Genomic DNA, 19,385 nt, shown 5'->3' on the forward strand with positions numbered 1-19,385 from the left:
GGTGTCCAGCCCATGAGCGGCGTGCCGGCCGGGGCCCGGCCTGCCCGTTGCGCCTGGCTCTGGGCCGGCTACGAATACCTGGCAATGGGCCTGGGGTTGGGCGCCCTGGCCCTGCTCTGTCTGCTCTGGCTGCCTTTTGCCATGCTGCTGCAGCCGCTCCTGCCCCGCGCCCGGGGGCAGCGCCTGGGGCGCTGGGCCATCCGCCAGGGATTCCGGGCCTACCTGGCCTTCCTCGGCCTGTGCTGCGCCTGCCGCTTCGACCTGTCGGCCCTGGACGCGCTCCAGGATGAGGGCCCGATGATCCTGGCGGCCAACCATCCCTCGCTCCTGGACGCGGTGCTGATCATCTCCCGCCTGCCCGACGTGGTGTGCATCATGAAGGCGGCGCTCATGGACAACCTGCTTTTCGGGGCGGCGGCCCGGCTGGCCCGCTACATCCGCAACAACGCGCCCCTGGCCATGATCCTGGGCGCCCGCCAGGAGCTGGGGGAAGGCGCCCGGCTGCTGATCTTTCCCGAAGGCAGCCGCACCCTGAACTTTCCCCTCGATGCCTGCAGCCCCACCACCGGGCTGATCGCGGCCCGGGCCCAGGTGCCGGTGCAGACCCTGTGCATCGAATTCTCCACCCCCTACCTGGGCAAGGCCTGGCCCCTGTTCCGCCGGCCGCTGTTGCCGCTCTCCTGCCGCATCCGCCTGGGGCGCCGCTTTCCGCCTCCCACCGACGTGGCCGCCTTCACCCGGGAGCTGGAAGCTCACTTCCGGGAACAGCTGCTGCCCGGCCAGCCGTGCCAGGATTCCTCCTCTCCCCTTGCCTGAACATGTCCCCATCTTCCACCCATCTCGTCCTCATCCCCAGCTACAACCCGGGTCCCAAGGTCCTCGATACGGTGCAGGCGGCCAGGGACCAGTGGAACCCGGTATGGGTGGTGGTGGATGGCAGCACCGACGGCAGCACGGCACAGCTCCAGGCCCTGGCGGCCCGGGACCCGGGGCTGAAGCTGATCGTGCTGCCGCGCAACAGCGGCAAGGGGGCTGCCGTGCTGGCCGGCATCACCCAGGCTGCCGCCGCCGGCTATACCCATGCCCTGACCATGGATTCGGACGGCCAGCACCCCGCCCAGCTGATCCCGGCCTTCATGGCGGCCTCCCTGGCCGACCCCGGGGCCATGGTGCTGGGCAAGCCGGTGTTTGCCGCCGATGCGCCGGCCCTGCGGGTGAATGGGCGCAAGGTCTCCAACGGCTGGGCCAACCTGGAAACCCTGTGGATGGGCATAGGCGATTCCCTGTATGGCTTCCGGGTCTATCCCATTGCTCCCCTGCGCGCCATCATGGGGTCCAGCCGCTGGATGCGGCGCTTCGATTTCGACCCGGAGGCCGTGGTGCGGCTGTGCTGGGCCGGGGTGCGCCCCCTCAACTTGGAGGCGCCGGTACGTTATTTCCGGGCCGACGAGGGGGGGGTTTCCCATTTCAAATACCTGCGCGACAACACCCTGCTGACCTGGATGCACACCCGTCTGTTCCTGGGTTTTCTCTGGCGCCTGCCGCTCCTGGTCTGGCGCCGCTGTCGTGCTGGCGGGCGGGCCTCGTGACAGCGGCGGGGCTCTGCCGTTCCGACTCGTGGAGGAATCCAGCGTGAACCATACCGAACTGTTCCTGGTGGCGATGACCATCATCTTCACCGTGCCCTGGCTGATCTGGCGCCTGGGCCGGACCGAGTATTACGCGCCCTTGGTGGTGGTGCAGATCATCACCGGCATCCTGCTCGGGCCGGGGGTGCTGGGGCGGGCTTATCCCGACTACTACAGTTTCGTGTTCACCCCGGCGGTGATCCAGTCTCTGAATGGCATCGCCTGGTGGGCGGTGATGCTGTTCGTGATGATCGCCGGCGTTGAACTGGACCTGAAGAAAGCCTGGGCGCACCGGCGGGAAAGCGGCATCACCGCCGGCCTGGCCCTGGGGATGCCGCTGCTCCTGGGCTGCGCCGCCGCCCTGGTGCTGCTCGGCTTCGAGGGCTGGATGGGGCCGGCGGCCATGACCTGGCAGTTTGTCCTGGGGGTGGGCATGGCCTGCGCCGTCACGGCTCTGCCCATCCTGATCCTGTTCATGGAAAAGCTGGAAATCCTGCGCCAGCCCCTGGGACAGCGCATCTTGCGCTACGCTAGTCTGGACGACATCGCCATCTGGGGGGTGCTGGCCCTGATCCTCATGGACTGGGCCCGGATCGGCAAGCAGTTTTCCTTCCTGCTGCTGTTCGCCCTGCTGGCCTGGCTGCTGCGCCGGCTGATGCTGCGCCTGGCCGAGGGGGACCGCTGGTACGTGGCCCTGATCTGGCTCGCCCTGTGCGGCTTCGGGGCCGACTGGTCCGGCCTGCATTTCATGGTGGGCGCCTTCCTGGCCGGGGCCGTGCTGGAATCCGAGTGGTTCGACCAGGCCCGCATGGACCTGCTGCGCCACCATGTGCTCCTGGTGATCATGCCGGTGTTCTTCCTGTCCACCGGCCTGCGGACCAACTGGAGCGTGGGCGGGACCGCCGTCTTCGCGGCCGGGGGGCTGCTGCTGCTGGCCTCGGTGGCCGGCAAGCTGATCGGGGTCGGGCTGGCGGGCCGCATCCTCAAGTGGGCCCCGGGCGAGGCGGGCATCATCGGCTGGCTGCTGCAGACCAAGGCCCTGATCATGATCATCTTCGCCAACATCCTGCTCGACCGGCACATCATCACCAGCGAGGCCTTCACGGCCCTGCTGCTCATGGCCGTGCTCAGCACCATGCTCACGGTGCCCCTGGTGGCGCCGCGCCTGGCCCGGTTGCGGCGCCTTATCCTGCGGGATGCCTGAGTGGCCCCGGGAGCCGCTTCAGGCCCCGGCTGTCAGCACATGCCGCCGTTGATGGAAATCACCTGTCCGGAGATGTAGGCCGCCTGTTCGGAGGCCAGGAAAGCCACCAGGTCGGCGACCTCCTCGGGCTGGCCGGCCCGCTGCATGGGCACCAGCTGGCGGATGGTGGCCGGGTCGAAACTGCCTTCTATCATGCCGGTGGCGATGATGCCCGGCGCCACCGTATTGACGGTGATGCCGCGGCTGGCCAGCTCCAGGGCCAGGGCCTTGCCGGCTCCGTGCAGGGCGGCCTTGGCGGCGGCGTAATTGACCTGGCCCCGGTTGCCGGTCAGGGCGGCCACCGAGGAAATGTTGATGATGCGCCCCCAGCGGGTGCGGATCATGGGCAGGGACAGGGGCTGGGTGACATTGAAAAAACCGTTCAGGGAAACGTCTAGAACCTGATCCCACTGCTCCCCCTGCATGCCCGGAAAGACCGCATCCGCATGGATGCCGGCGTTGTTCACCAGAATCTGGATGGGCTGGTTTTCCAGCAGCTTTTCCAGGGCCTGGGCGGTGGCGGCCCGGTCCGTCACGTCGAAAGCCACGGCGGCAGCGCTGCCGCCCCCGGCCTGAATTTCCTCGGCCAGGGCGGTGGCCTTGTCCAGTTGGCGGTTGGCGTGCACCAGTACGTGCCGGCCGTCGGCGGCCAGGCGGCGACAGATGGCGGCGCCGATGCCGCCACTGCCGCCGGTCACCAGGGCGGTGCGCAGGGGAGTGTTCATGGAAGCTCCTGTTTCAGGGCGCTGGCGTCCAGGACCACGGCGGCCCTGCCGTGCAGCAGGCAGTTGCCGGCATGGGCCAGGGCAAACTGGTAGAGGATGGTGTTGCCGTCACCGGACAGCCGCTCGGCGCGGACCTCCAGGAGGCCGGGCAGATCGTCCAGGCGTTCCACCTCCAGGGTCACGCTCCGGACGCTGGTCAGGTAACCCTGGCGGGGCGGGCCGTCCTGGCCTGCCAGCAGGGCGCCGTGTACGGCCATGGCCTGGGCTGCATATTCGATGCCGCAGGCCGCGCCCAGGCGGCCGCCCGCCAGCAGGGGATGTGCCGGGTCCCGGTGGCTGTCGGCCTGGCAGAGGATTTCCTGCTCATTCCAGTGCAGCACCTGGCGCAACAGGCACATCCGGCCCTGGTGCGGAATGTGGGCGGCGATCCAGGCCTGGTCCAGGGGCGGAGTGTTCATGGGGCCGCCTCCACCTGCAGTTCCAGCTGCGTGGGGGGCAGGTAGTCCAGGCACACCCGGCCGGCCGCTTCCCGGGCCAGCAACTGCAGCAGGGGCAGGGCCCGCAGGGCGGGAATGGCCAGGCGCAGGAGCTCCAGTCCGGCATCGGCCATGGGGGTGGCGGCTGCCGGGGTGGGCTGCAGCTGGACGCTGGCCAGGGTGTGGGGCCCCGGTTCGGGTTCCAGCACCAGGGCCACCCCGGCGCAGTCGGGGGTATCGCGCAGCTGGTGCAGGGGAGCCGGGTATTCGCTGTCGTAGGCGACGAGCAGCACCGGGCGGCGGTCCACCTGAACCTGGGCCAGGGCATCCAGAAGTCCGGCACCGAAGCTGGCATCGTGGGCGCAGATCACCTGACAGGGGGCCATGGAACGGGTGGCGATGCCCCAGTAGCCGGCCGCAGCGTTATGCACGGAGTTGTGGAAGCGGGTCGGGGAAACCTGCCGGTCCTCGCTGGCGAGCTGTTCGCACAGGGCGTGGCAGTTATGGCCGTCGGCGCCGGAGGCGGTAAATACCGTGGCCAGCTCTTCCACCGGGTGCCCGGCCCGGGCAGCGGCTTCCAGGCCCAGGGCCAGGGCCAGCCGGACGACCCGGCTGGCGCGGCGGCGCTCGGCCGGGGGCAGGAGCGTCGCGGCCGGCAGCAGGGCGGGGGCCTCCTGCCAGGGGGCTGCGCCGCGCAGCACGGCCTGGGCGGCGGGCCAGTCGGGCAGGCCAGGGGCGATCATGCCGATGCCGCTGATCCAGGCGGAAAGGGGGGAACGGGGATGCGTGGACGTCACGGGGCGACTCCGAAAATCAGGCTGCAGTTGCTGCCGCCAAAGCCAAAGGAATTGGACAGGACATGGCGGAGCCGGCCGGGCCGGGCTTGCAGCAGGTAGTCGATGGGAATCTCCGGGTCCAGGGCGCGGCTGCCCGGGCTGCCCGGCAGCAGGCCCTGCTCCAGGGCCAGGGCGCAGATCACGGCTTCCACGGCGCCTGCGGCGCCCAGGGTGTGGCCGGTGGCGCCCTTGCTGGAACTGCAGGGCACCCGGTCGCCGAACAGGGCGGCCACGGCCTTGCCCTCGGCGGCGTCGTTGGCCTGGGTGGCCGTGCCGTGCAGGTTGATGTAGTCGATCTGCCGGGCTTCCAGGCCGGCGGCCGCCAGGGCTGCCGCCATGGCCTGCCGCGCGCCCAGTCCCTCGGGATGGGGGGAAGACATGTGGTAGGCATCGCTGGATTCCCCCGACCCCAGGAGCAGCACGGTGCCGGAGGGAGCTGCCGTGGCCCGTTCGAGCAGGAGGAAGGCGGCGCCCTCGCCGATGGAAATGCCGTCCCGGTCCGCGTCGTAGGGGCGGCAGGGCTGGCGGGAGGTCAGCTCCAGGGAGGCGAAACCGTACAAGGTGGTGAGGCAGAGGCTGTCCACCCCGCCGACGATCGCCGCGTCGATGCTGCCCAGGGCCAGTTGCCGGGCGGCGGCGGCGAACACCTTGGCACTTGAGGAGCAGGCGGTGGAAATGCTCAGGGCCATGCCCTGGAGGCCGAAATAGTCCCGGGTGAAGGCGGCCAGGGAGAAGGCGTTGTGGCTGCCCCGGTAATCCAGGTCGGGGGGAAGGGCTCCGCTCACCGGGTCCCGGCGGCGATAGGCGAGCTCGGTCTGCAGGATGCCGGCGGTGCTGGTGCCCAGGAACACCCCGATCCGCTCCCGGCCGTACCGGGCGGCCGCCTGCCGGACCTGCCCGGCGAAGCCGTCCGCCTCCAGTCCCAGCCGGGCCAGGCGGTTGTTGCGGCAGTCATAGGCGGCCAGGGGCGGCGGCAGGGGCTCGGCATCCACCCCTGGCACCTGGCCGATCCAGGTATCCAGCTGCACCGTCTCGAAGGCGCAGGGGCCCAGGCCGCTGGCCCCCGTCGCCAGGGCCCGGCGGGTGGCGTCCAGGCCCTGTCCAAGACAGGTGGTGGCGGTATAGGCGGAGAGTTGCAGGGGGAGCAAGATCGGTACCTCGGAAAATGTCGGGCGGATTTTAGCGTCAGAACAGGTAGGGAATGAAACGCTTGGTCCGTCCCATGTAGTCCAGGTAGGAGGGGCCGAAGAAGGCCAGGCATTCCCGCTCGTCGGCCAGGGCCGTGAGCCACAGGAACAGGGTGGCGATCAGCGCCAGGGGCAGGCCGGCCAGGGTGCAGGCGCGGAAGTACATGCCCCAGTTGAGGGCCAGCAGGGAGGCGTACATGGGATGGCGGATCAGGGCAAAGATGCCGCTGCTGACCAGGGCCGTGGATCTTTCCCAGACATACATGCTGGCTTCCGGCCGGGCGGCCTGGTGCCGGCCGTGGCGCCACAGGGTGCCAAAGCCGCTGCCCAGCAGCACCAGGCTGAGGATCAGCAGGGTCTGGGCCAGGACCTGCCCGCCCGCCGCTTCCCGGTGCAGCAGGATCAGCAGGAGGATGCATTCCCAGGCAAAGAAGCGGTAGAAGCCATGGCTGCCCGGCCGGCGCAGGGGATGGCGGGACCACCAGAGCAGCAGGGCGCTGCCGCCCAGGAACAGGGGAAGGTTGGCGACGGGAAGGTTCATCCTGAAAACCTCGGGGCAAGCCCGGAGGCCCCGGGCAGACGCAGGAAAACGCCGGGCACCGCTCCCCGGGCTGGCGTCTCCGGCCGCGCCGGCGGCCGGGGCTGCGGCATCAAGGTGCGCGGGTTCATGGGGCCAGGCGGCAGATCAACATGATGTTGGCGAACGGTTTGCCCTGGTTCATGGGCATGTTCCGGACCTGGAAGCCCAGGGCCTGGAGCAGCGCGACCCATTCGCCCAGGGGGCGGCAGTAGAGGCGCGGCAGGCGGTGGCCGCGGACGAAAGTGACCGCCTGATCCACCCAGTTGCACAGATGGTGGGGCAGGCCGGCGGCAGCGTCGCCGACCCGGGTCAGGAACAGCCCCCCGGGCGGTAGGGCGCGGCGGATACGCTCCAGGACATCCTGCTGCCCTTGGTGATTGAAGTAATGCAGGGCGTCGAGGATGGTGATCACGTCGGCCTGGCCGAAATCCGCCTGGCACATGTCCCCCTGCTCGATGCGGACCAGGGGATGCTCGGCCCCGAAGGCCAGGCGGGCCCGGTCCACGTCCTTTTGCATCAGTTCGATGCCGCGCAGGCTGAGGGCCTCGGGGGGCGGGGCCCAGTCCGCCGGCCACTCGCCCCGTTCGTAGAGGCGGCGGGCGGCCAGCAGCCAGCCGAACAGGCTGCCCTGGCCGCAGCCCAGATCGAGGAAATGGCCCCGGGCCGGAAAGATGCCCTGGCGCAGCAGTTCCCGGAAGATGCAGTCGGAAGACAGCTTGCCCCGGGCATAGTGGTAGGCGAAGCGGCCGCTCTGCTTGAAGGGGAGGCTGGCTTCGTCCAGCAGGGTGGGAAGGAAGGCAGGGCTCATGGACAGCTTTCCTGGAGGGTGACCGGATGCAGCTGCCGGGCGGCCAGCTGCTGCAGCAGACGGGGCAGGACGGGCAGGAGCACCGCCTGGCCGTTGCCGGTACGGGCGGCGTTGCCGTCATGCAGGAGCAGGATGTCGCCGGGCCCCAGTCCCCGTTCCAGGCGGGCCAGGACCTGCTCCGGCTCACCCTGGCGGGTGTCGTAGGCACGCCGGGTCCAGGCCGCCAGGCTCAGGTCCAGGGAAGCCAGCACCGGCTCGAGAAAGGGGTTGCGCAGGCCCGCCGTGGCACGGAAGAAACGGGGCGGCTGGCCGGTGATCTGGGCCAGGGTGTCCTGGGCGGCGGCAATGTCGGCCCGCATCCGCCCCGGGCCGAAGGTGGCGAAGGCCCATGAGTGGGCATCCCCGTGGTTTTCCACCCGATGGCCCCGGGCCACGATTTCCCGGCACAGGGCGGGGTGGGCCCGGGCGCGCCGGCCGATGCAGAAGAAGCTGGCCCTGACCCCGGCTGCATCGAGGCAGTCGAGCACCCGGGGGGTGACTTCCGGATCGGGTCCGTCGTCTAGGGTCAGGGCCACCTGGCGGCGTGCCACTGCGGCGGCGGGCAGCCGGGTGAGCGTGGGGCCCAGCAGCGCGCAGCGGGGCAGCAGGCCGGCCAGGGTCAGCAGGGCGTGGTTGGCCCCCAGGACGCCCACGGCCCAGGGCCAGAGCCCGGGAGCTGCCAGCAGGCCGCAGGCGGCAGCGCCGTGCAGGACGAAGCTGGCTTGCAGGATGGGGCTGGGATGCCAGGGTCTGGGCATGGGCATCTTCCTCAGACGCTGGCGGCCCGGGCCTGGAAGAACTCCAGGAAGCCTTCCCACAGGGGCTGCCAGGCGGACCAGTCGTGGCCACCCGGCAGCGTCAGCCTGCTGGCGGGCGGGAAGCGTTCGGCCAGGGGCGCCATGCCGCTGGCGAAACGGTCTTCCCGGCCGTAGCCGATGAAGGCGGGCAAGGGCAGGGGGGCGGCCTTGAGCCAGTTCCAGACCCGGAACTCCGGGTCTTCCAGCTCCTCGGGGCTGGGCTGCCACGCCTCCAGGCCGCCGGCCTGGACGATGCGCTGCCGGGTGATCCGGCTGCCGGGGTAGGGGGCCAGCAGGCAGAGGCCGTCGACGCTGCCCGGGTAGTCGGCCGCGTGGCACAGGCTGAGCAGCCCCCCCAGGGAAATTCCGCCCAGCCAGATCTGCCGGTAGCCGGAGCGGGCCGGGGCGATCACCTGCTGCTGCAGGGCGGCCAGGGCGCTGCCGCCGGAAATGGCGGCCAGGTCCAGGTCCACGATGCACAGGTCCAGGGCCAGCTGCCGGCGGCGCACCGCCTCGGGCAGGCCCTGGGCGACCATTTCCCCGGCCTTCATGCAGGCTCCGGGCAGCAGCACCGCCAGGGCGGGGTGGCCCTGGGTCTGGTGCCAGGTTTGCAGCAGCGTGCTCATGGGGGGCTGGACCGGGGTGAGAACATGGCGGCCAGGAGCAGCGCCAGCACCGCCCCGGGGCCCACCGTGACGCCGATGGCGTGCAGGACGGGCACGGACGACAGGGCCAGGGTGCCGAAGCCGATGGCGGTGGTGAGGTTGGCGACCCCCATGGAGGTGAGGGTTTCCGGGTCCAGGGGGGCCTGGGGCCGGGCATGGTCGAAGAACAGGGCGTAGTTGGAGCCCACCGCGACGATCAGCAGGATGCCGATCAGGTGCAGGAGGTGCAGCCGTTCGCCCTGGAGATGCAGGGCGGCGATGACCAGGGGCACGGTCAGGGCGATCGGCAGCAGGGTGCCCAGCAGGCCGCGCAGGGAGCGCAGGGTCAGGCCCAGGAGCACGACGATGAACAGGATGCCGAGCAGGGACAGGCGCAGGGCCTCGTGCAGGTAATCCTGGTACAGGTGCTCGAACTCCCCCTTCATGTCGATGAACAGGGCATCACTGCCGGCCAGGGCCGCGCGCACCTGGTCGGCGGGAATACCCAGGCTGTCATCCCCGGGCCGCGGATGCAGGGGCAGCAGCACACTCCAGCCCTGGGGGCGTTCCAGCATCAGGGCGTCCACGGCCAGGGCCAGGCTGCTGCCTTCCAGGTCGCGGCGCTGCAGGTAGGCCTGCTGGCGGCTGGCGGCCACGTCGTCCAGGAAGGGCTGCAGCTTGTTGGCATTCAGGGGGGAGTCGGCCAGGGCCGGGCCGAGGCGGGCCTGCAGTTCGTCCCTCCCGGGCAGGGCGGCCTGGCGCCGGGCCTGGGTGGCCTGGCTGGGCAGGAAGCGGGCCGGGCTGTCGTAGGCGCCGATGACGCCCCGGGCCACCAGCCCGTCCAGGAGGGCGCCGGTGCGTTCGGCGGCGGCCAGGGCGCTTTCCTGGTCAGGGCCGCTGAGCACCACCAGGTAGCGGGAATCGGGGGCGGACAGGTCGGCCCGCAGCTGGCCGTCCTGGCGCGCCTCCTCGGCGCTCACCGTGCTCAGGGCGGAGAGGTCCGGGTGCCACAGGTGTTCCCGCTGCTGCACCAGGTAGGCCGTGGCTGCCAGGGCCAGGGCCAGGGTGGGCCAGCGCAGCAGGCGCAAGACCGGGATCGCCACGCCCATCCGGGGCCGGGCATGGCAGGCGGGAACCGTGGCCACCAGGGGAGCCGCCAGGTCGGGGAGGAGATAGCGGGTGACCAGGGCCGCCGTCAGGATGCCGCTCAGGGCGTAGAGCCCCAGCTGGGCCAGGCCGGGGAAGCCGGAGAACACCAGGGTGCCGAAGCCCACCACGCTGGTCAGGACGCCCAGCCGTATGGTGGGCCAGAAGCGGGCGCGCCAGACCGACAGGCCCTGGCGGCCGGACTGGATGAAGTAATAGGTGGAGTAGTCCACCGCCTCGCCGATCAGGGCGGCGCCAAAGCCCACGGTGATGCCGAACACGGTGCCGTAGGCCAGGCTCACGGCAACGATGCCGGCCAGGGTGCCGCTCAGCACCGGCAGCAGCCCCATGGCCAGGAGCTTGAAGGAGCGGTAGACCCAGAACAGCACGGCCATGATCGCCAGGGTGCTGATCAGGGAGAGCCGGGATACCTCGTCCTTGATCTTGGCCCGGGCCTGCACCGCGAACAGGCCGGGGCCCGAGAGTCGCAGCTCCATGCCTTGCAGGCCCTGCTCCCGGGCGGCCGCGGCGAACTGGGTGCGCACCTCTGCGATGGCGTGTTCCTGGCCGTCGGTGTCGGAGCCCTGGGCCCGGGTCTGCACCAGCAGCATCGCCCGTTCCCCGTCGCGGGAGGCCCACACCCCGGCCCGGGTGGCCGGCTGGCTGCTGCCCCCCAGGCCGCTCAGCAGGGTGGGCAGTTCCCCGGTCGGGTCGCGGGTCAGGAAGGGCTTGAAGAGCATCCCGGCGGGCGAGGCCAGGAGGGCGATGCTCTCCCCGATGGCGGCCTCCAGCCCCGTCGTGGTGAACCGCTCCGGGGTGACGGCCGGGCTGAGCAGGTAGCGGTAGCGGAGCAGCAGGTCCCGGTCCTGGTCCAGGTGCTCCATGGCGCCGTTCTGCACCGAGACGAAGGCCGGCAGCCCTTCCAGGCGGTGGCGCAGGTCCCGGGAGAGGGCGGCCCGCTGTTCCGGCGCACCGCCGCCGATGGAAAGCATCAGCAGGCGGGATACGGCGCCATCCTTGAGCTGCTCCACCAGCACCTGCTGCGCGGGGCTGGGGTGGGAGGGCAGGAAGAAGCTCATGTCGGCCGTGAACCGGGTGTTCCAGACGATGCTGGCGCCGGCCAGCATCGCCAGCAGCCATAGGGAAAAACTGAGCAGGGGGTGGCGCTTCATCCGCTGACCTCGATCCTGCACGGGGGCGCCATGGCCGCGCCCGGGCTCTTCCGGACGGGGGGCGGCGGCGGGCAGGTGATGGCGGGCACGGCCGCTGCCGTGCAGCCGGGTTGGGGGCCGGGGCTGGGCTTCATTTGGCGGGAATCGGCTCGATGTTGAGCAGGGAGCGGTCGCCGTCGGCCTGCAGGTATTCGATGCTGAGAATCTGGTTGCGGCTGCCCGTCACCACGATGCGCTGGATGAGGCTGGCGATGCGCTGGTCGCTGGGGAGCAGGGTCAGGGTCCATTTTTCCGGCTGGCCCGAGAGGTGCAGCAGGTAGCTCTTCTCCAGGGCGCTCCGGTCCCCGGCCAGGGTGCTGCGGATGCTGTCGACAAAGGCCCGGGCCTCCGGCTGCTGGCTCAGGCTGATGGAGAAGCGCTGCTTGTCCCGCTCGATGCTGAGGGTGTCCCGGTCGAGCAGCAGGAGTTCGGGCCTGGGGGTCAGGGTGCGTTTTTCCAGCCGGTCCGGGGGCAGGTAGGTCATTTCCCCGGTGGCCACGATGGGGCGGTCCAGCACGGCCAGGAACTTCTTCTCGGTAAACCGGGCCTTGCCGCCGGGATGGCTGGCCAGGCCCTGCATCAGCTGGGCGATGTCGAAGGCCCCCTGGGCCCAGGGGGCAAAGCTGAGGGCCAGGAGCAGGAGCAGGTACTTACGCATGGGTTTGCCAGAAATCGAAGAAGTTGAACCAATTGTAGGGGGCTTGCCGGCAGTATTTTTCCAGGCAGCGGGCATAGGCCTGGATGGCCGCTGCGATGGCCGCTTCTCGCCCGGAGCGGGTGATGCCGGTGAAATCCGCCAGGGGTTCGAAGTGCAGCTGGTAGCGGCGCCCCCCCAGGTACAGCCCGGTCATGAAGAACACCGGGCGGCCCAGCATGGCCGCCACGCGGAAGGGCCCCAGGGGAAAGCCGGCGGGCTGGCCGAGGAAGTCCACCGCCAGGGTGGGGTCCGGGCCCAGGCTGCGATCCGCCAGCATGCCCACCAGGTGGCCCTGGTCCAGCCGGTCCCGGGCGGCCAGCATGGAATCCAGCTGGCCCAGGGGCAGGATGTCCGCCGTGGACCGGGGGTTGATGGCCGCCAGGGTGGCGTTGATCTTGCGGGCGTTTTCCTCGTACATGAGCATGCTGACCCGGAGTCCGGCCTGGTCCCGGCCCATGGCCCGCAGCACCTCGAAACTCCCCAGGTGGGCCCCGATCAGCAGGGCTCCGGGCTGTCGCGCCAGGGCCGCCCGCAGGGCGTCGGCACCGTGCACCGTGATGTCGAAGCGCTCGAACTGGCCGTTGAGCAGGTAGATGCGGTCATGGATGGTGCTGGCAAAACTGAACACATGGCGGTAGCAATCCCGCCAGCCGGGCCGGCGTCCCAGGACCCGCCCCAGGTAAAGGCGGCTGGCGGCCCGGGCGCGGGGGGAAAACAGGGTGAAATAGGCGGCGATGCCATGCAGCACCAGCCGCCCCAGGGCGCGCCCGAAGGTCAGGGAGAGCCAGACCATCAGTTTCAGGAGCGGCAGATTGCTGCGTTCCTGCTGCTGCTTCCAGTCCCCGGCGGCGGGCGGGCTCATGGGCGGCCTGCCGCTGCCGGAGGAGGCGTCAGGCTGCCGCAGGCCACCTCCAGGGAGCCGTGCCGGACTGCAAAGACCCAGCCACCCCTGGCCCCCGGCCGCAGCAGGAAATCCAGGCGTGTCCCGGGCCCCACCGGGGCCAGGAACTTGGCCTGGCCTACCTGCCAGCGCCCCGGGGCTGGCGCCGCCAGGCTGGCGGCGAACAAGAGGGCCTGATCCAGGAGCAGCACCCCGGGCACGATGGGCCGCCCGGGGAAATGGCCGGCGAAGGCCGGGTGATCCGTGGGCACCTGCCAGGTGAAAGTCCGTTCAGTCATGGCGTTTCCGGGCTGCCAGGAGGGCCAGCAGCTCCTGGCGCGGCAGTTTGCCGGTGCTGTTGCGGGGCAGGGATTCCAGGAGGATCAGGGGGCGGGGCAGGAACACCGGGTCCAGGCGCTGGCGCAGGCCATCCAGCAGCTGGCGGGCATCCAGCCCCGGGGCCACGGCGAAGGCGGCCAGGCGGGTGGTGCCCCGTTCGTCGCTCGTCTCGGGCAGCAGGAAGGCCCCGTCCCGGACGCCGGGCAGGGCGCAGATCTGGTGGTTCAGGTAGGCCAGGGAGGTGCGTTTGCCGGCAATGTTGATCAGGTCCCCGTGCCGGCCGTGCAGGAGAAAGCGCCCTTCGGGCAGCACTTCGATCAGGTCCCCCAGGGGAATCCGGCCTTCCACGTGCCGGCCCAGGGCCCAGGTCTGTTCCCCGGCCTGCTCCAGCTCCACCCCGCTCAGCAGTTCCCAGGCGGGGCCTGCCGTGGTGCGGCGGCTGGCCAGCTGGCCGCTCTCGGTGGAGCCGTAGATTTCCAGCAGGGGAGCCTGGCAGCTGGCTTCGGCCCGGGCGGCCAGGGCCGAGGACAGGGGGGCCGTAGCCGAGAGCAGCAGGTCCACGGCCGGGAGGGGCACTTCCGCATCCAGCAGGGTGGCCAGGTGGAAGGGGGTGCTGACCAGCAGACGGGGCCCGGGCACGGCCTCCAGGGCGGCGCAGATATCCTGGGGGTAGAAGGGTTTGCCCGACCAGAACGGGCAGCCCCCCTGCAGGGCCAGCAGGAAGGTGGATTCGAAGCCGTAGCTGTGCTGCACCGGCACGGTTCCCACCAGGGCATGGGGATGGCGGTCCAGGCCCAGGCGTTCGGCTTCGGCCCGGCCATTCCAGACCAGTTTGCCCCAGGTCTTGCAGTGCGCCTGGGGCAGGCCGGTGGAGCCGGAGGTGAACAGGATGGCGGCGAGCTGCTCGGCGGCAAACTCCGGGATGGCATGCACATCCCCGCTCGGGGCCTGGGTCAGGTCGGGGTAGTCCAGGCTGGGCAGGCCCACCGTGTCGAACGGGGTGTCCCGCAGGCAGAAGGTGCCCGGGTAGTCCGCCTGGATGCGCTCCAGGGTGGCCGCCGCATGGGAAGCCGGCTGCAGGCTCACCTTGCCCGTGAGCAGGCAGGCGGCAAAGCCGACGGCAAAACGGTAGCGGTCCTGGCAGACGTTGAGCAGCCATTTTCCCGGCGGCAGCTGCCCGGCCAGGACCCGGGCCTGGGCCAGGAACTGGCGGACGCTGACCGGGCCGTCGGGGGTCCAGGCCAGGGTATCGTCCAGGCCGTGCCGGGAAAGGAGGGGCAGGTGTGTCATGGGTGCTGGAGGGGTCCGGTTTTGCGCCGGCCTTCCCGGTAGGCCCGGATGACCATGGCGATGCTGGGACGCTCCTCCGGGGGTAGGGCCGTCATGCGCCAGAAATGCTCGACCAGGAACATCAGGGCCACCAGGGGGCCGGTGAGCAGGTTGGCATGGATGGACCAGAGGGTAGGGGGCGCGAGCCAGAACAGGAGGGTTGATAGCAGCGCGTTGCCAAAGAAGAAGCAGGTCCAGGCCAGGGTCACCTGCCGGGTGTAGCGGGCGTTGCGGGCGGAGATGCCCTGGGGAAACAGGATGCGGGCGAACTGGGTGACCAGGGGCTCGCCGGGGCCCAGCAGGCTGCGGCCGAACAGCAGGCCCAGGGCCAGGTGGGCGCCCAGGTGCTGGACGTAGTAGAGCAGGGCCACGTTCTGTCGCAACTGGGGCCAGAGCCAGGTCAGCAGGCCCAGCAGCAGGGCGCTGCCGAGCAGGGCCACGGGCAGCCTGACCTGGCGCAGGAACATGGCGGCCATGAGCAGGAAGGGGGCGGTGCCGACGAAGGTGCTGAAATCCGGGTTGCCGTGACCGGTGCTGCCGTAATGGGCCGCCAGCGCGAAGAGGGCGAGCAGGGCCAGCAGGGCCCCAGTCTTGAGCAGCCGGGCTGGCGGCGTGGCGGTCATTTGCTGCGCTGGGCGGCGATATGGGCGGTCAGCGCGCGCAGGGAGGCGAAGATGCGGACGTTGTCCTCGTTGTCGGAGCGGAGCTGGAAGCCATAGCGCTTGGAGACCACCAGGGCCACTTCCAGCACGTCGATGGAGTCCAGGCCCAGGCCTTCGCCGAACAGGGGCGCGTCGGGCTCGATTTCCGCCGGGGCCATTTCCAGGTTGAGGGCGTTGACGATCAGTTCGGCGACTTCGGGCAGCAGGGCTTCGACAGTTTCCGGGGAGAGGGATGCAGACATGTGGTTTTCCGTGGTGATCGGGGCTTCAGGAATCGGGGGCCCGGAACGCGAGGACCGCGTTGCTGCCACCGAAGGCAAAGGAGTTGGAAAGGGCGGCTTCCAGGGGCTGGCCGCGCAGGGCCGCATGGAGATGCCGGACCCCCAGGCAGGCCGGGTCCGGGTTGTCCAGGTGGGCGGTGGGGGGCGCCACCTGGTGGCGCAGGGCGAGCACGGTGATGATGGCTTCCATGGCGCCGGCGGCGCCCAGCTGGTGCCCGTGCATGGATTTGGTGGCGCTCACCGGTAGTTCCGGGGCCCGGGGGCCAAACACGGTTTTCAGGGCGCTCACCTCCACCGGGTCGCCCTCGGCGGTGGCGGTGCCGTGGGCATTGACGTAGTCGATGTCGTCCGGCTGCAGGCCGGCATCCGCCAGGGCCAGGCCCAGGGCCCGCACCTGCCCGGCAGCTTCCGGACGGACCAGGTGGCTATGGTCGCAGCTGTAGCCATAGCCGACGATTTCGCCCTGGATGCGGGCGCCCCGGGCCCGGGCGTGTTCCCAGTCTTCCAGGACCAGGGCGGCACCGCCTTCTCCCAGCACCAGGCCCCGACGGTCGGCGGCAAAGGGACGGCAGGCGGCGGGGGCGCTGTGCTCGTCAGCGCTGGCCATGACCCGCAGGGCCTCCCAGGCCCGGGCCACCCCGTAGGCCTGGGGCACATCGGAGCCGCCGGTGAGGACTACCGGCGCCGCACCGGAGCGCACCCGCAGAAAGGCTTCACCAATGGCGATGGCGGAGGAGGCGCAGGCCACCGTATGGCTCATGCTGATGCCGCCCAGTCCGAGCTGGATCGAGATGTGGGCGTTGGCGGCGTTGTTCATGCCCAGGACCACGGCCAGGGGCGAGAGCCGCTCCCGGCCTTTCTGCCAGAGTTCCCGGTAGCCCTTTTCGTACGCCAGGGTTCCTCCCAGGGCCGTACCCCAGATGCAGCCCCAGTTTTCCCGGGCGGGGCCGCTCCGTTCCAGTCCGGCGTCGCTCCAGGCGGCGAAGGCAGCCGCCGTGGCCAGCTGGGCGAAACGATCCATCATCGAGGCCAGGGGTTTGCCCAGGGCCTGGTCCGGGTTGAAATCCGGGCAGCTCACGAAAGGGATGGAGAGGGGGCGGGGCTGATCTGCGGTCTGCAGGTGGCGGATGGCCGATTCGCCCGCCGTCAGGCGCTCGAAGAAGTCGGGGAGATCACCACCGTAAGGACTGACCAGGCCCAGGCCAGTGATTGCCACGCGTCGTTGGGCCATGGCTCAAGACTTGTGCCGGGCGATCAACCCATCCATCAGGGTGACCATCTCCCCTACGCTCTGGGGGGGCTTGATGTCCGGGGAAAGCTTGATGTCGAAGCGATCCTCGAATTCGAAAATGAGTTCAAGCAGCATCAGCGAATCCACGCCGAGGTCCGTGAGAAGGGCGCTTTCCGTTACCTGTTCTGCCGGGACGTCCAGGCGTTCAGCAAGAAATTCGCGAATGAGATCAATGGAATTCATAGGGGGCATATTCTAGCCGAAACCGTTTTTTTCGACATGCATCATCTGTGCCTGCCTGGCTCGCCACCAGCACTGCAAGGACAGCTGCAGCCGTTTCCCGATTTGCTACCATGCCGGGCTCCCGCCATTCTTCCTCCCGGTTTTCATTAATGAATGATTCATCCGAACGTCCTGGCACCTGGTTCCGGATTGTCCTCTCCCGCCTGGGCACCCTGACCCTGCTCAAGGCCGCCGGGACCATGGCGTTCATGGGCCTGTTCTTCTGGGGCTATTTCGCCGTGCTGCGCGCCCCCTGGTCGGCGCCGTTCACCATGCCCCTGACCTGGCTGGATGCACAGATTCCCTTCTCGCCCCACGCCTATCCCTTCTACATTTCCCTGTGGGTCTATGTCTCCCTGCCCCCCGCCCTGCTCAGCCATCTGCGCGCCCTGCTGGTTTTCGGCGGCTGGATGGCCGCGATGTGCGTGTTCTGCCTGGCGTTTTTCCTGTTCTTCCCCACCACCGTGCCCGCCTTCAGCGTGCCCTGGGAAGCCTATCCGCAAATGGCGGTAATCCGGGGGCTGGATGCCTCGGGCAATGCCTGTCCGTCCCTGCATGTGGCCTCGGCGATCTTCGCGGCCTTCTGGCTGCACCGCCTGGTTGGCACGTGCCGGCTGCCCCGCTTCATGCTGTTCCTGAATCTGGCCCAGTGCCTGCTGATCATCTGGTCCACGCTGGCCATCCGCCAGCACGTGGTCTGGGATGTGCTGGCCGGTACTCTGGTGGGCGTCCTGTTTGCCCTGCTTTCCCTGCGCCAGGTGCGGGATTCCGGGCTCTGATCCGCGCCGCCATCCTTCCCCTGCGCAGCAGCCCCCGGCTGCAGTAAAATCCGCCCTTCAATTCAATCTAATCTTCTGCCGGAGAAATCCCATGCCCATCGTCTCCATGCGCCAGCTGCTGGATCACGCTGCCGAAAACAGCTATGGCCTGCCCGCCTTCAACGTCAACAACATGGAACAGGTCTGGGCCATCATGGAGGCCGCCAATGAGCTCAACGCGCCGGTGATCATGCAGGCCTCGGCCGGGGCCCGCAAATACGCCGGCGAACCCTTCCTGCGCCACCAGATCCTCGCTGCCCTGGAAGCCTATCCCCACATCCCCGTGGTGATGCACCAGGACCACGGCCAGTCCCCCGCCGTGTGCATGGCCGCCATCAAGTCCGGCTTCTCCTCGGTGATGATGGATGGCTCCCTGATGGCCGACGGCAAGTCGGTGGCCAGCTACGAGTACAACGTGGAAGTGACCCGTAAGGTGGTGGAGTTCTCCCACGCCATCGGTGTCTCCGTCGAAGGCGAGCTGGGGGTGCTGGGTTCCCTGGAAACCATGAAGGCGGACAAGGAAGACGGCCACGGCGCCGAAGGCCACATGACCCGGGAAGACCTGCTCACCGACGTGGAACAGGCTGCCGATTTCGTCAAACAGACCAACTGCGACGCGCTCGCCATCGCCATCGGCACCAGCCACGGGGCTTACAAGTTCACCAAGAAGCCCACCGGCGACATCCTGGCCATCGACCGCATCGCCGAAATCCACGCCCGCATTCCCAACACCCACCTGGTGATGCACGGTAGTTCCAGCGTGCCCCAGGAGCTGCTGGCCGAGATCCGCCAGTTCGGCGGCGACATGAAGGAAACCTACGGGGTGCCCGTGGAAGAGATCGTCCAGGGCATCAAGCACGGGGTGCGCAAGGTGAATATCGACACCGACATCCGCCTCGCCATGACCGGCGCCATTCGCCGCTACCTGGCTGAACATCCGGACAAGTTCGATCCCCGCGATTACCTGAAGCCCGCCCGGGAAGCCGCCAAGAAAATCTGCCTGGCCCGTTACCAGGCCTTCGGCTGCGAAGGCCAGGCCGGCAAGATCAAGGTCATTCCCCTGGACAAGATGGCCGAGCGTTACGCCAAGGGCGAGCTGAACCAGATCGTCCGCTGAGCCCTGCCGGGCGTTTGTCTGAGGCCAGGATGGTTTGCCATCCTGGCCTTTTTCATGGCTGGCCCAGCTTGTCCAGCACGGCTACTTCTTCCAGGGAGAGGATGCGGTCCACGTTGAGCAGCACCACAAACCGTCCTTCCACCTTGCCCATGCCGGCAATGAAGTCGTTGCGGATGCGGGAGCCGAATTCCGGCGCCTGCTCGATGTCGGCCGCCGGAATCTCCAGCACCTCCGACACCGAATCCACCACAATCCCCATGTCCTGCCGCCCCTTGGGCGTGTCCACCTCGATGATCACGATGCAGGTCCGCTTGGTGGTCTCCCGGGGCTGACGCTCGAAGCGCACCGCCAGGTCCACCACCGGCACCACCGCCCCGCGCAGGTTGATCACCCCCCGGATGAAGGGCGGCGTCATCGGCACTTCCGTCA

Annotated in this window: 23 protein-coding genes; 5 read left to right on the forward strand and 18 right to left on the reverse strand. The window is 69.4% G+C overall.

What is annotated here, in order from left to right; all coding sequences use genetic code 11:
- Positions 1–12: 12 nt before the first annotated feature.
- Genes G474_RS24490 through G474_RS0116515 form a run of 3 tightly spaced genes read left to right on the forward strand, consistent with a single transcriptional unit; the run spans position 13 to position 2,832 of the window.
- The gene (locus G474_RS24490; protein ID WP_026687927.1) at positions 13–816 is read left to right on the forward strand and encodes a lysophospholipid acyltransferase family protein; all 804 of its coding nucleotides are present in this window, start codon (positions 13–15) and stop codon (positions 814–816) included.
- A 2-nt stretch (positions 817–818) separates the two neighbouring features.
- On the forward strand, positions 819–1,589 hold the full coding sequence (locus G474_RS0116510) for a glycosyltransferase family 2 protein (RefSeq protein WP_043464953.1): 771 nt from the start codon (positions 819–821) through the stop codon (positions 1,587–1,589).
- A gap of 43 nt (positions 1,590–1,632) precedes the next feature.
- Positions 1,633–2,832: a cation:proton antiporter gene (locus tag G474_RS0116515; RefSeq protein WP_026687929.1), complete on the forward strand. Its 1,200-nt coding sequence runs from the start codon at positions 1,633–1,635 to the stop codon at positions 2,830–2,832.
- A gap of 32 nt (positions 2,833–2,864) precedes the next feature.
- Here the strand turns inward: G474_RS0116515 and fabG are convergent, their stop codons facing one another.
- From fabG to G474_RS0116600, 17 genes are all read right to left on the reverse strand, one after another.
- Positions 2,865–3,596, reverse strand: a complete 732-nt coding sequence (fabG, locus tag G474_RS0116520; protein ID WP_342663592.1) for a 3-oxoacyl-ACP reductase FabG — start codon at positions 3,594–3,596, stop codon at positions 2,865–2,867.
- A complete protein-coding gene (locus tag G474_RS0116525; protein WP_026687931.1) occupies positions 3,593–4,054 on the reverse strand; it encodes a hotdog family protein in 462 nt (153 codons plus the stop codon). Before G474_RS0116525 ends, fabG begins: the two co-directional genes overlap by 4 nt.
- Positions 4,051–4,869, reverse strand: coding sequence for a beta-ketoacyl synthase chain length factor (locus G474_RS0116530; protein WP_026687932.1), 819 nt, complete (start codon positions 4,867–4,869; stop codon positions 4,051–4,053). The genes G474_RS0116525 and G474_RS0116530 overlap by 4 nt, the downstream gene beginning before the upstream one ends.
- Positions 4,866–6,056, reverse strand: a complete 1,191-nt coding sequence (locus G474_RS0116535) for a beta-ketoacyl-[acyl-carrier-protein] synthase family protein (RefSeq protein ID WP_026687933.1) — start codon at positions 6,054–6,056, stop codon at positions 4,866–4,868. The genes G474_RS0116530 and G474_RS0116535 overlap by 4 nt, the downstream gene beginning before the upstream one ends.
- A gap of 37 nt (positions 6,057–6,093) precedes the next feature.
- Positions 6,094–6,636 (reverse strand): methyltransferase family protein, encoded by a 543-nt coding sequence (locus tag G474_RS0116540; protein ID WP_043464955.1) that lies wholly within the window; start codon positions 6,634–6,636, stop codon positions 6,094–6,096.
- 124 nt (positions 6,637–6,760) lie between these two features.
- The gene (locus G474_RS0116545) at positions 6,761–7,483 is read right to left on the reverse strand and encodes a class I SAM-dependent methyltransferase (RefSeq protein ID WP_026687935.1); all 723 of its coding nucleotides are present in this window, start codon (positions 7,481–7,483) and stop codon (positions 6,761–6,763) included.
- Positions 7,480–8,280: a polysaccharide deacetylase family protein gene (locus G474_RS0116550; RefSeq protein WP_026687936.1), complete on the reverse strand. Its 801-nt coding sequence runs from the start codon at positions 8,278–8,280 to the stop codon at positions 7,480–7,482. The genes G474_RS0116545 and G474_RS0116550 overlap by 4 nt, the downstream gene beginning before the upstream one ends.
- 11 nt (positions 8,281–8,291) lie before the next feature.
- The gene (locus G474_RS21325) at positions 8,292–8,945 is read right to left on the reverse strand and encodes an alpha/beta hydrolase (protein ID WP_043464960.1); all 654 of its coding nucleotides are present in this window, start codon (positions 8,943–8,945) and stop codon (positions 8,292–8,294) included.
- Positions 8,942–11,281, reverse strand: a complete 2,340-nt coding sequence (locus G474_RS0116560) for an MMPL family transporter (protein WP_026687937.1) — start codon at positions 11,279–11,281, stop codon at positions 8,942–8,944. The genes G474_RS21325 and G474_RS0116560 overlap by 4 nt, the downstream gene beginning before the upstream one ends.
- Before the next feature lie 130 nt (positions 11,282–11,411).
- Positions 11,412–11,978 (reverse strand): LolA-related protein, encoded by a 567-nt coding sequence (locus G474_RS0116565; RefSeq protein WP_026687938.1) that lies wholly within the window; start codon positions 11,976–11,978, stop codon positions 11,412–11,414.
- Positions 11,971–12,879 (reverse strand): lysophospholipid acyltransferase family protein, encoded by a 909-nt coding sequence (locus G474_RS0116570; protein ID WP_026687939.1) that lies wholly within the window; start codon positions 12,877–12,879, stop codon positions 11,971–11,973. The genes G474_RS0116565 and G474_RS0116570 overlap by 8 nt, the downstream gene beginning before the upstream one ends.
- Entirely contained in the window at positions 12,876–13,196 is a 321-nt protein-coding gene (locus G474_RS23790; protein ID WP_043464963.1) for an ApeI family dehydratase, read from the reverse strand. The genes G474_RS0116570 and G474_RS23790 overlap by 4 nt, the downstream gene beginning before the upstream one ends.
- Positions 13,189–14,526, reverse strand: coding sequence for an AMP-binding protein (locus G474_RS0116580; RefSeq protein WP_026687941.1), 1,338 nt, complete (start codon positions 14,524–14,526; stop codon positions 13,189–13,191). Before G474_RS0116580 ends, G474_RS23790 begins: the two co-directional genes overlap by 8 nt.
- Positions 14,523–15,188, reverse strand: a complete 666-nt coding sequence (locus G474_RS0116585; protein WP_026687942.1) for a COG4648 family protein — start codon at positions 15,186–15,188, stop codon at positions 14,523–14,525. The genes G474_RS0116580 and G474_RS0116585 overlap by 4 nt, the downstream gene beginning before the upstream one ends.
- Positions 15,185–15,469: a phosphopantetheine-binding protein gene (locus G474_RS0116590; protein ID WP_026687943.1), complete on the reverse strand. Its 285-nt coding sequence runs from the start codon at positions 15,467–15,469 to the stop codon at positions 15,185–15,187. The genes G474_RS0116585 and G474_RS0116590 overlap by 4 nt, the downstream gene beginning before the upstream one ends.
- Before the next feature lie 25 nt (positions 15,470–15,494).
- Positions 15,495–16,739 (reverse strand): beta-ketoacyl-[acyl-carrier-protein] synthase family protein, encoded by a 1,245-nt coding sequence (locus G474_RS0116595; protein WP_026687944.1) that lies wholly within the window; start codon positions 16,737–16,739, stop codon positions 15,495–15,497.
- A 3-nt stretch (positions 16,740–16,742) separates the two neighbouring features.
- On the reverse strand, positions 16,743–16,982 hold the full coding sequence (locus G474_RS0116600; RefSeq protein ID WP_026687945.1) for an acyl carrier protein: 240 nt from the start codon (positions 16,980–16,982) through the stop codon (positions 16,743–16,745).
- Positions 16,983–17,131: 149 nt separating this feature from the next.
- Here G474_RS0116600 and G474_RS0116605 point away from each other — a divergent pair, with 149 nt between their 5' ends.
- Positions 17,132–17,800: a phosphatase PAP2 family protein gene (locus G474_RS0116605; RefSeq protein ID WP_043464967.1), complete on the forward strand. Its 669-nt coding sequence runs from the start codon at positions 17,132–17,134 to the stop codon at positions 17,798–17,800.
- A gap of 91 nt (positions 17,801–17,891) precedes the next feature.
- On the forward strand, positions 17,892–18,956 hold the full coding sequence (fba, locus tag G474_RS0116610) for a class II fructose-bisphosphate aldolase (protein ID WP_026687947.1): 1,065 nt from the start codon (positions 17,892–17,894) through the stop codon (positions 18,954–18,956).
- Between the two features lie 52 nt (positions 18,957–19,008).
- Here fba and G474_RS0116615 read toward each other — a convergent pair.
- Positions 19,009–19,385: chemotaxis protein CheW (locus G474_RS0116615; protein ID WP_026687948.1), on the reverse strand; the 377-nt coding region annotated here is incomplete at its 5' end.

It is taken from the genome of Azovibrio restrictus DSM 23866 (assembly GCF_000429665.1).
Lineage (GTDB): Bacteria > Pseudomonadota > Gammaproteobacteria > Burkholderiales > Rhodocyclaceae > Azovibrio > Azovibrio restrictus.

Excerpts from the sequence above, each read along its gene's own strand:
- G474_RS0116545 (WP_026687935.1), bottom strand. The coding sequence starts at position 7,483 with ATGAGCCCTGCCTTCCTTCCCACCCTGCTGGACGAAGCCAGCCTCCCC.
- G474_RS0116580 (WP_026687941.1), bottom strand. The coding sequence starts at position 14,526 with ATGACACACCTGCCCCTCCTTTCCCGGCACGGCCTGGACGATACCCTG.
- G474_RS0116525 (WP_026687931.1), bottom strand. The coding sequence starts at position 4,054 with ATGAACACTCCGCCCCTGGACCAGGCCTGGATCGCCGCCCACATTCCG.
- G474_RS0116600 (WP_026687945.1), bottom strand. The coding sequence starts at position 16,982 with ATGAATTCCATTGATCTCATTCGCGAATTTCTTGCTGAACGCCTGGAC.
- G474_RS0116595 (WP_026687944.1), bottom strand. The coding sequence starts at position 16,739 with ATGGCCCAACGACGCGTGGCAATCACTGGCCTGGGCCTGGTCAGTCCT.
- G474_RS0116605 (WP_043464967.1), top strand. The coding sequence starts at position 17,132 with ATGAATGATTCATCCGAACGTCCTGGCACCTGGTTCCGGATTGTCCTC.
- fba (WP_026687947.1), top strand. The coding sequence starts at position 17,892 with ATGCCCATCGTCTCCATGCGCCAGCTGCTGGATCACGCTGCCGAAAAC.
- G474_RS0116570 (WP_026687939.1), bottom strand. The coding sequence starts at position 12,879 with ATGAGCCCGCCCGCCGCCGGGGACTGGAAGCAGCAGCAGGAACGCAGC.
- G474_RS0116585 (WP_026687942.1), bottom strand. The coding sequence starts at position 15,188 with ATGACCGCCACGCCGCCAGCCCGGCTGCTCAAGACTGGGGCCCTGCTG.
- G474_RS0116560 (WP_026687937.1), bottom strand. The coding sequence starts at position 11,281 with ATGAAGCGCCACCCCCTGCTCAGTTTTTCCCTATGGCTGCTGGCGATG.
- G474_RS24490 (WP_026687927.1), top strand. The coding sequence starts at position 13 with ATGAGCGGCGTGCCGGCCGGGGCCCGGCCTGCCCGTTGCGCCTGGCTC.
- G474_RS0116540 (WP_043464955.1), bottom strand. The coding sequence starts at position 6,636 with ATGAACCTTCCCGTCGCCAACCTTCCCCTGTTCCTGGGCGGCAGCGCC.
- G474_RS0116565 (WP_026687938.1), bottom strand. The coding sequence starts at position 11,978 with ATGCGTAAGTACCTGCTCCTGCTCCTGGCCCTCAGCTTTGCCCCCTGG.
- G474_RS23790 (WP_043464963.1), bottom strand. The coding sequence starts at position 13,196 with ATGACTGAACGGACTTTCACCTGGCAGGTGCCCACGGATCACCCGGCC.
- fabG (WP_342663592.1), bottom strand. The coding sequence starts at position 3,596 with ATGAACACTCCCCTGCGCACCGCCCTGGTGACCGGCGGCAGTGGCGGC.
- G474_RS21325 (WP_043464960.1), bottom strand. The coding sequence starts at position 8,945 with ATGAGCACGCTGCTGCAAACCTGGCACCAGACCCAGGGCCACCCCGCC.
- G474_RS0116590 (WP_026687943.1), bottom strand. The coding sequence starts at position 15,469 with ATGTCTGCATCCCTCTCCCCGGAAACTGTCGAAGCCCTGCTGCCCGAA.
- G474_RS0116550 (WP_026687936.1), bottom strand. The coding sequence starts at position 8,280 with ATGCCCAGACCCTGGCATCCCAGCCCCATCCTGCAAGCCAGCTTCGTC.
- G474_RS0116510 (WP_043464953.1), top strand. The coding sequence starts at position 819 with ATGTCCCCATCTTCCACCCATCTCGTCCTCATCCCCAGCTACAACCCG.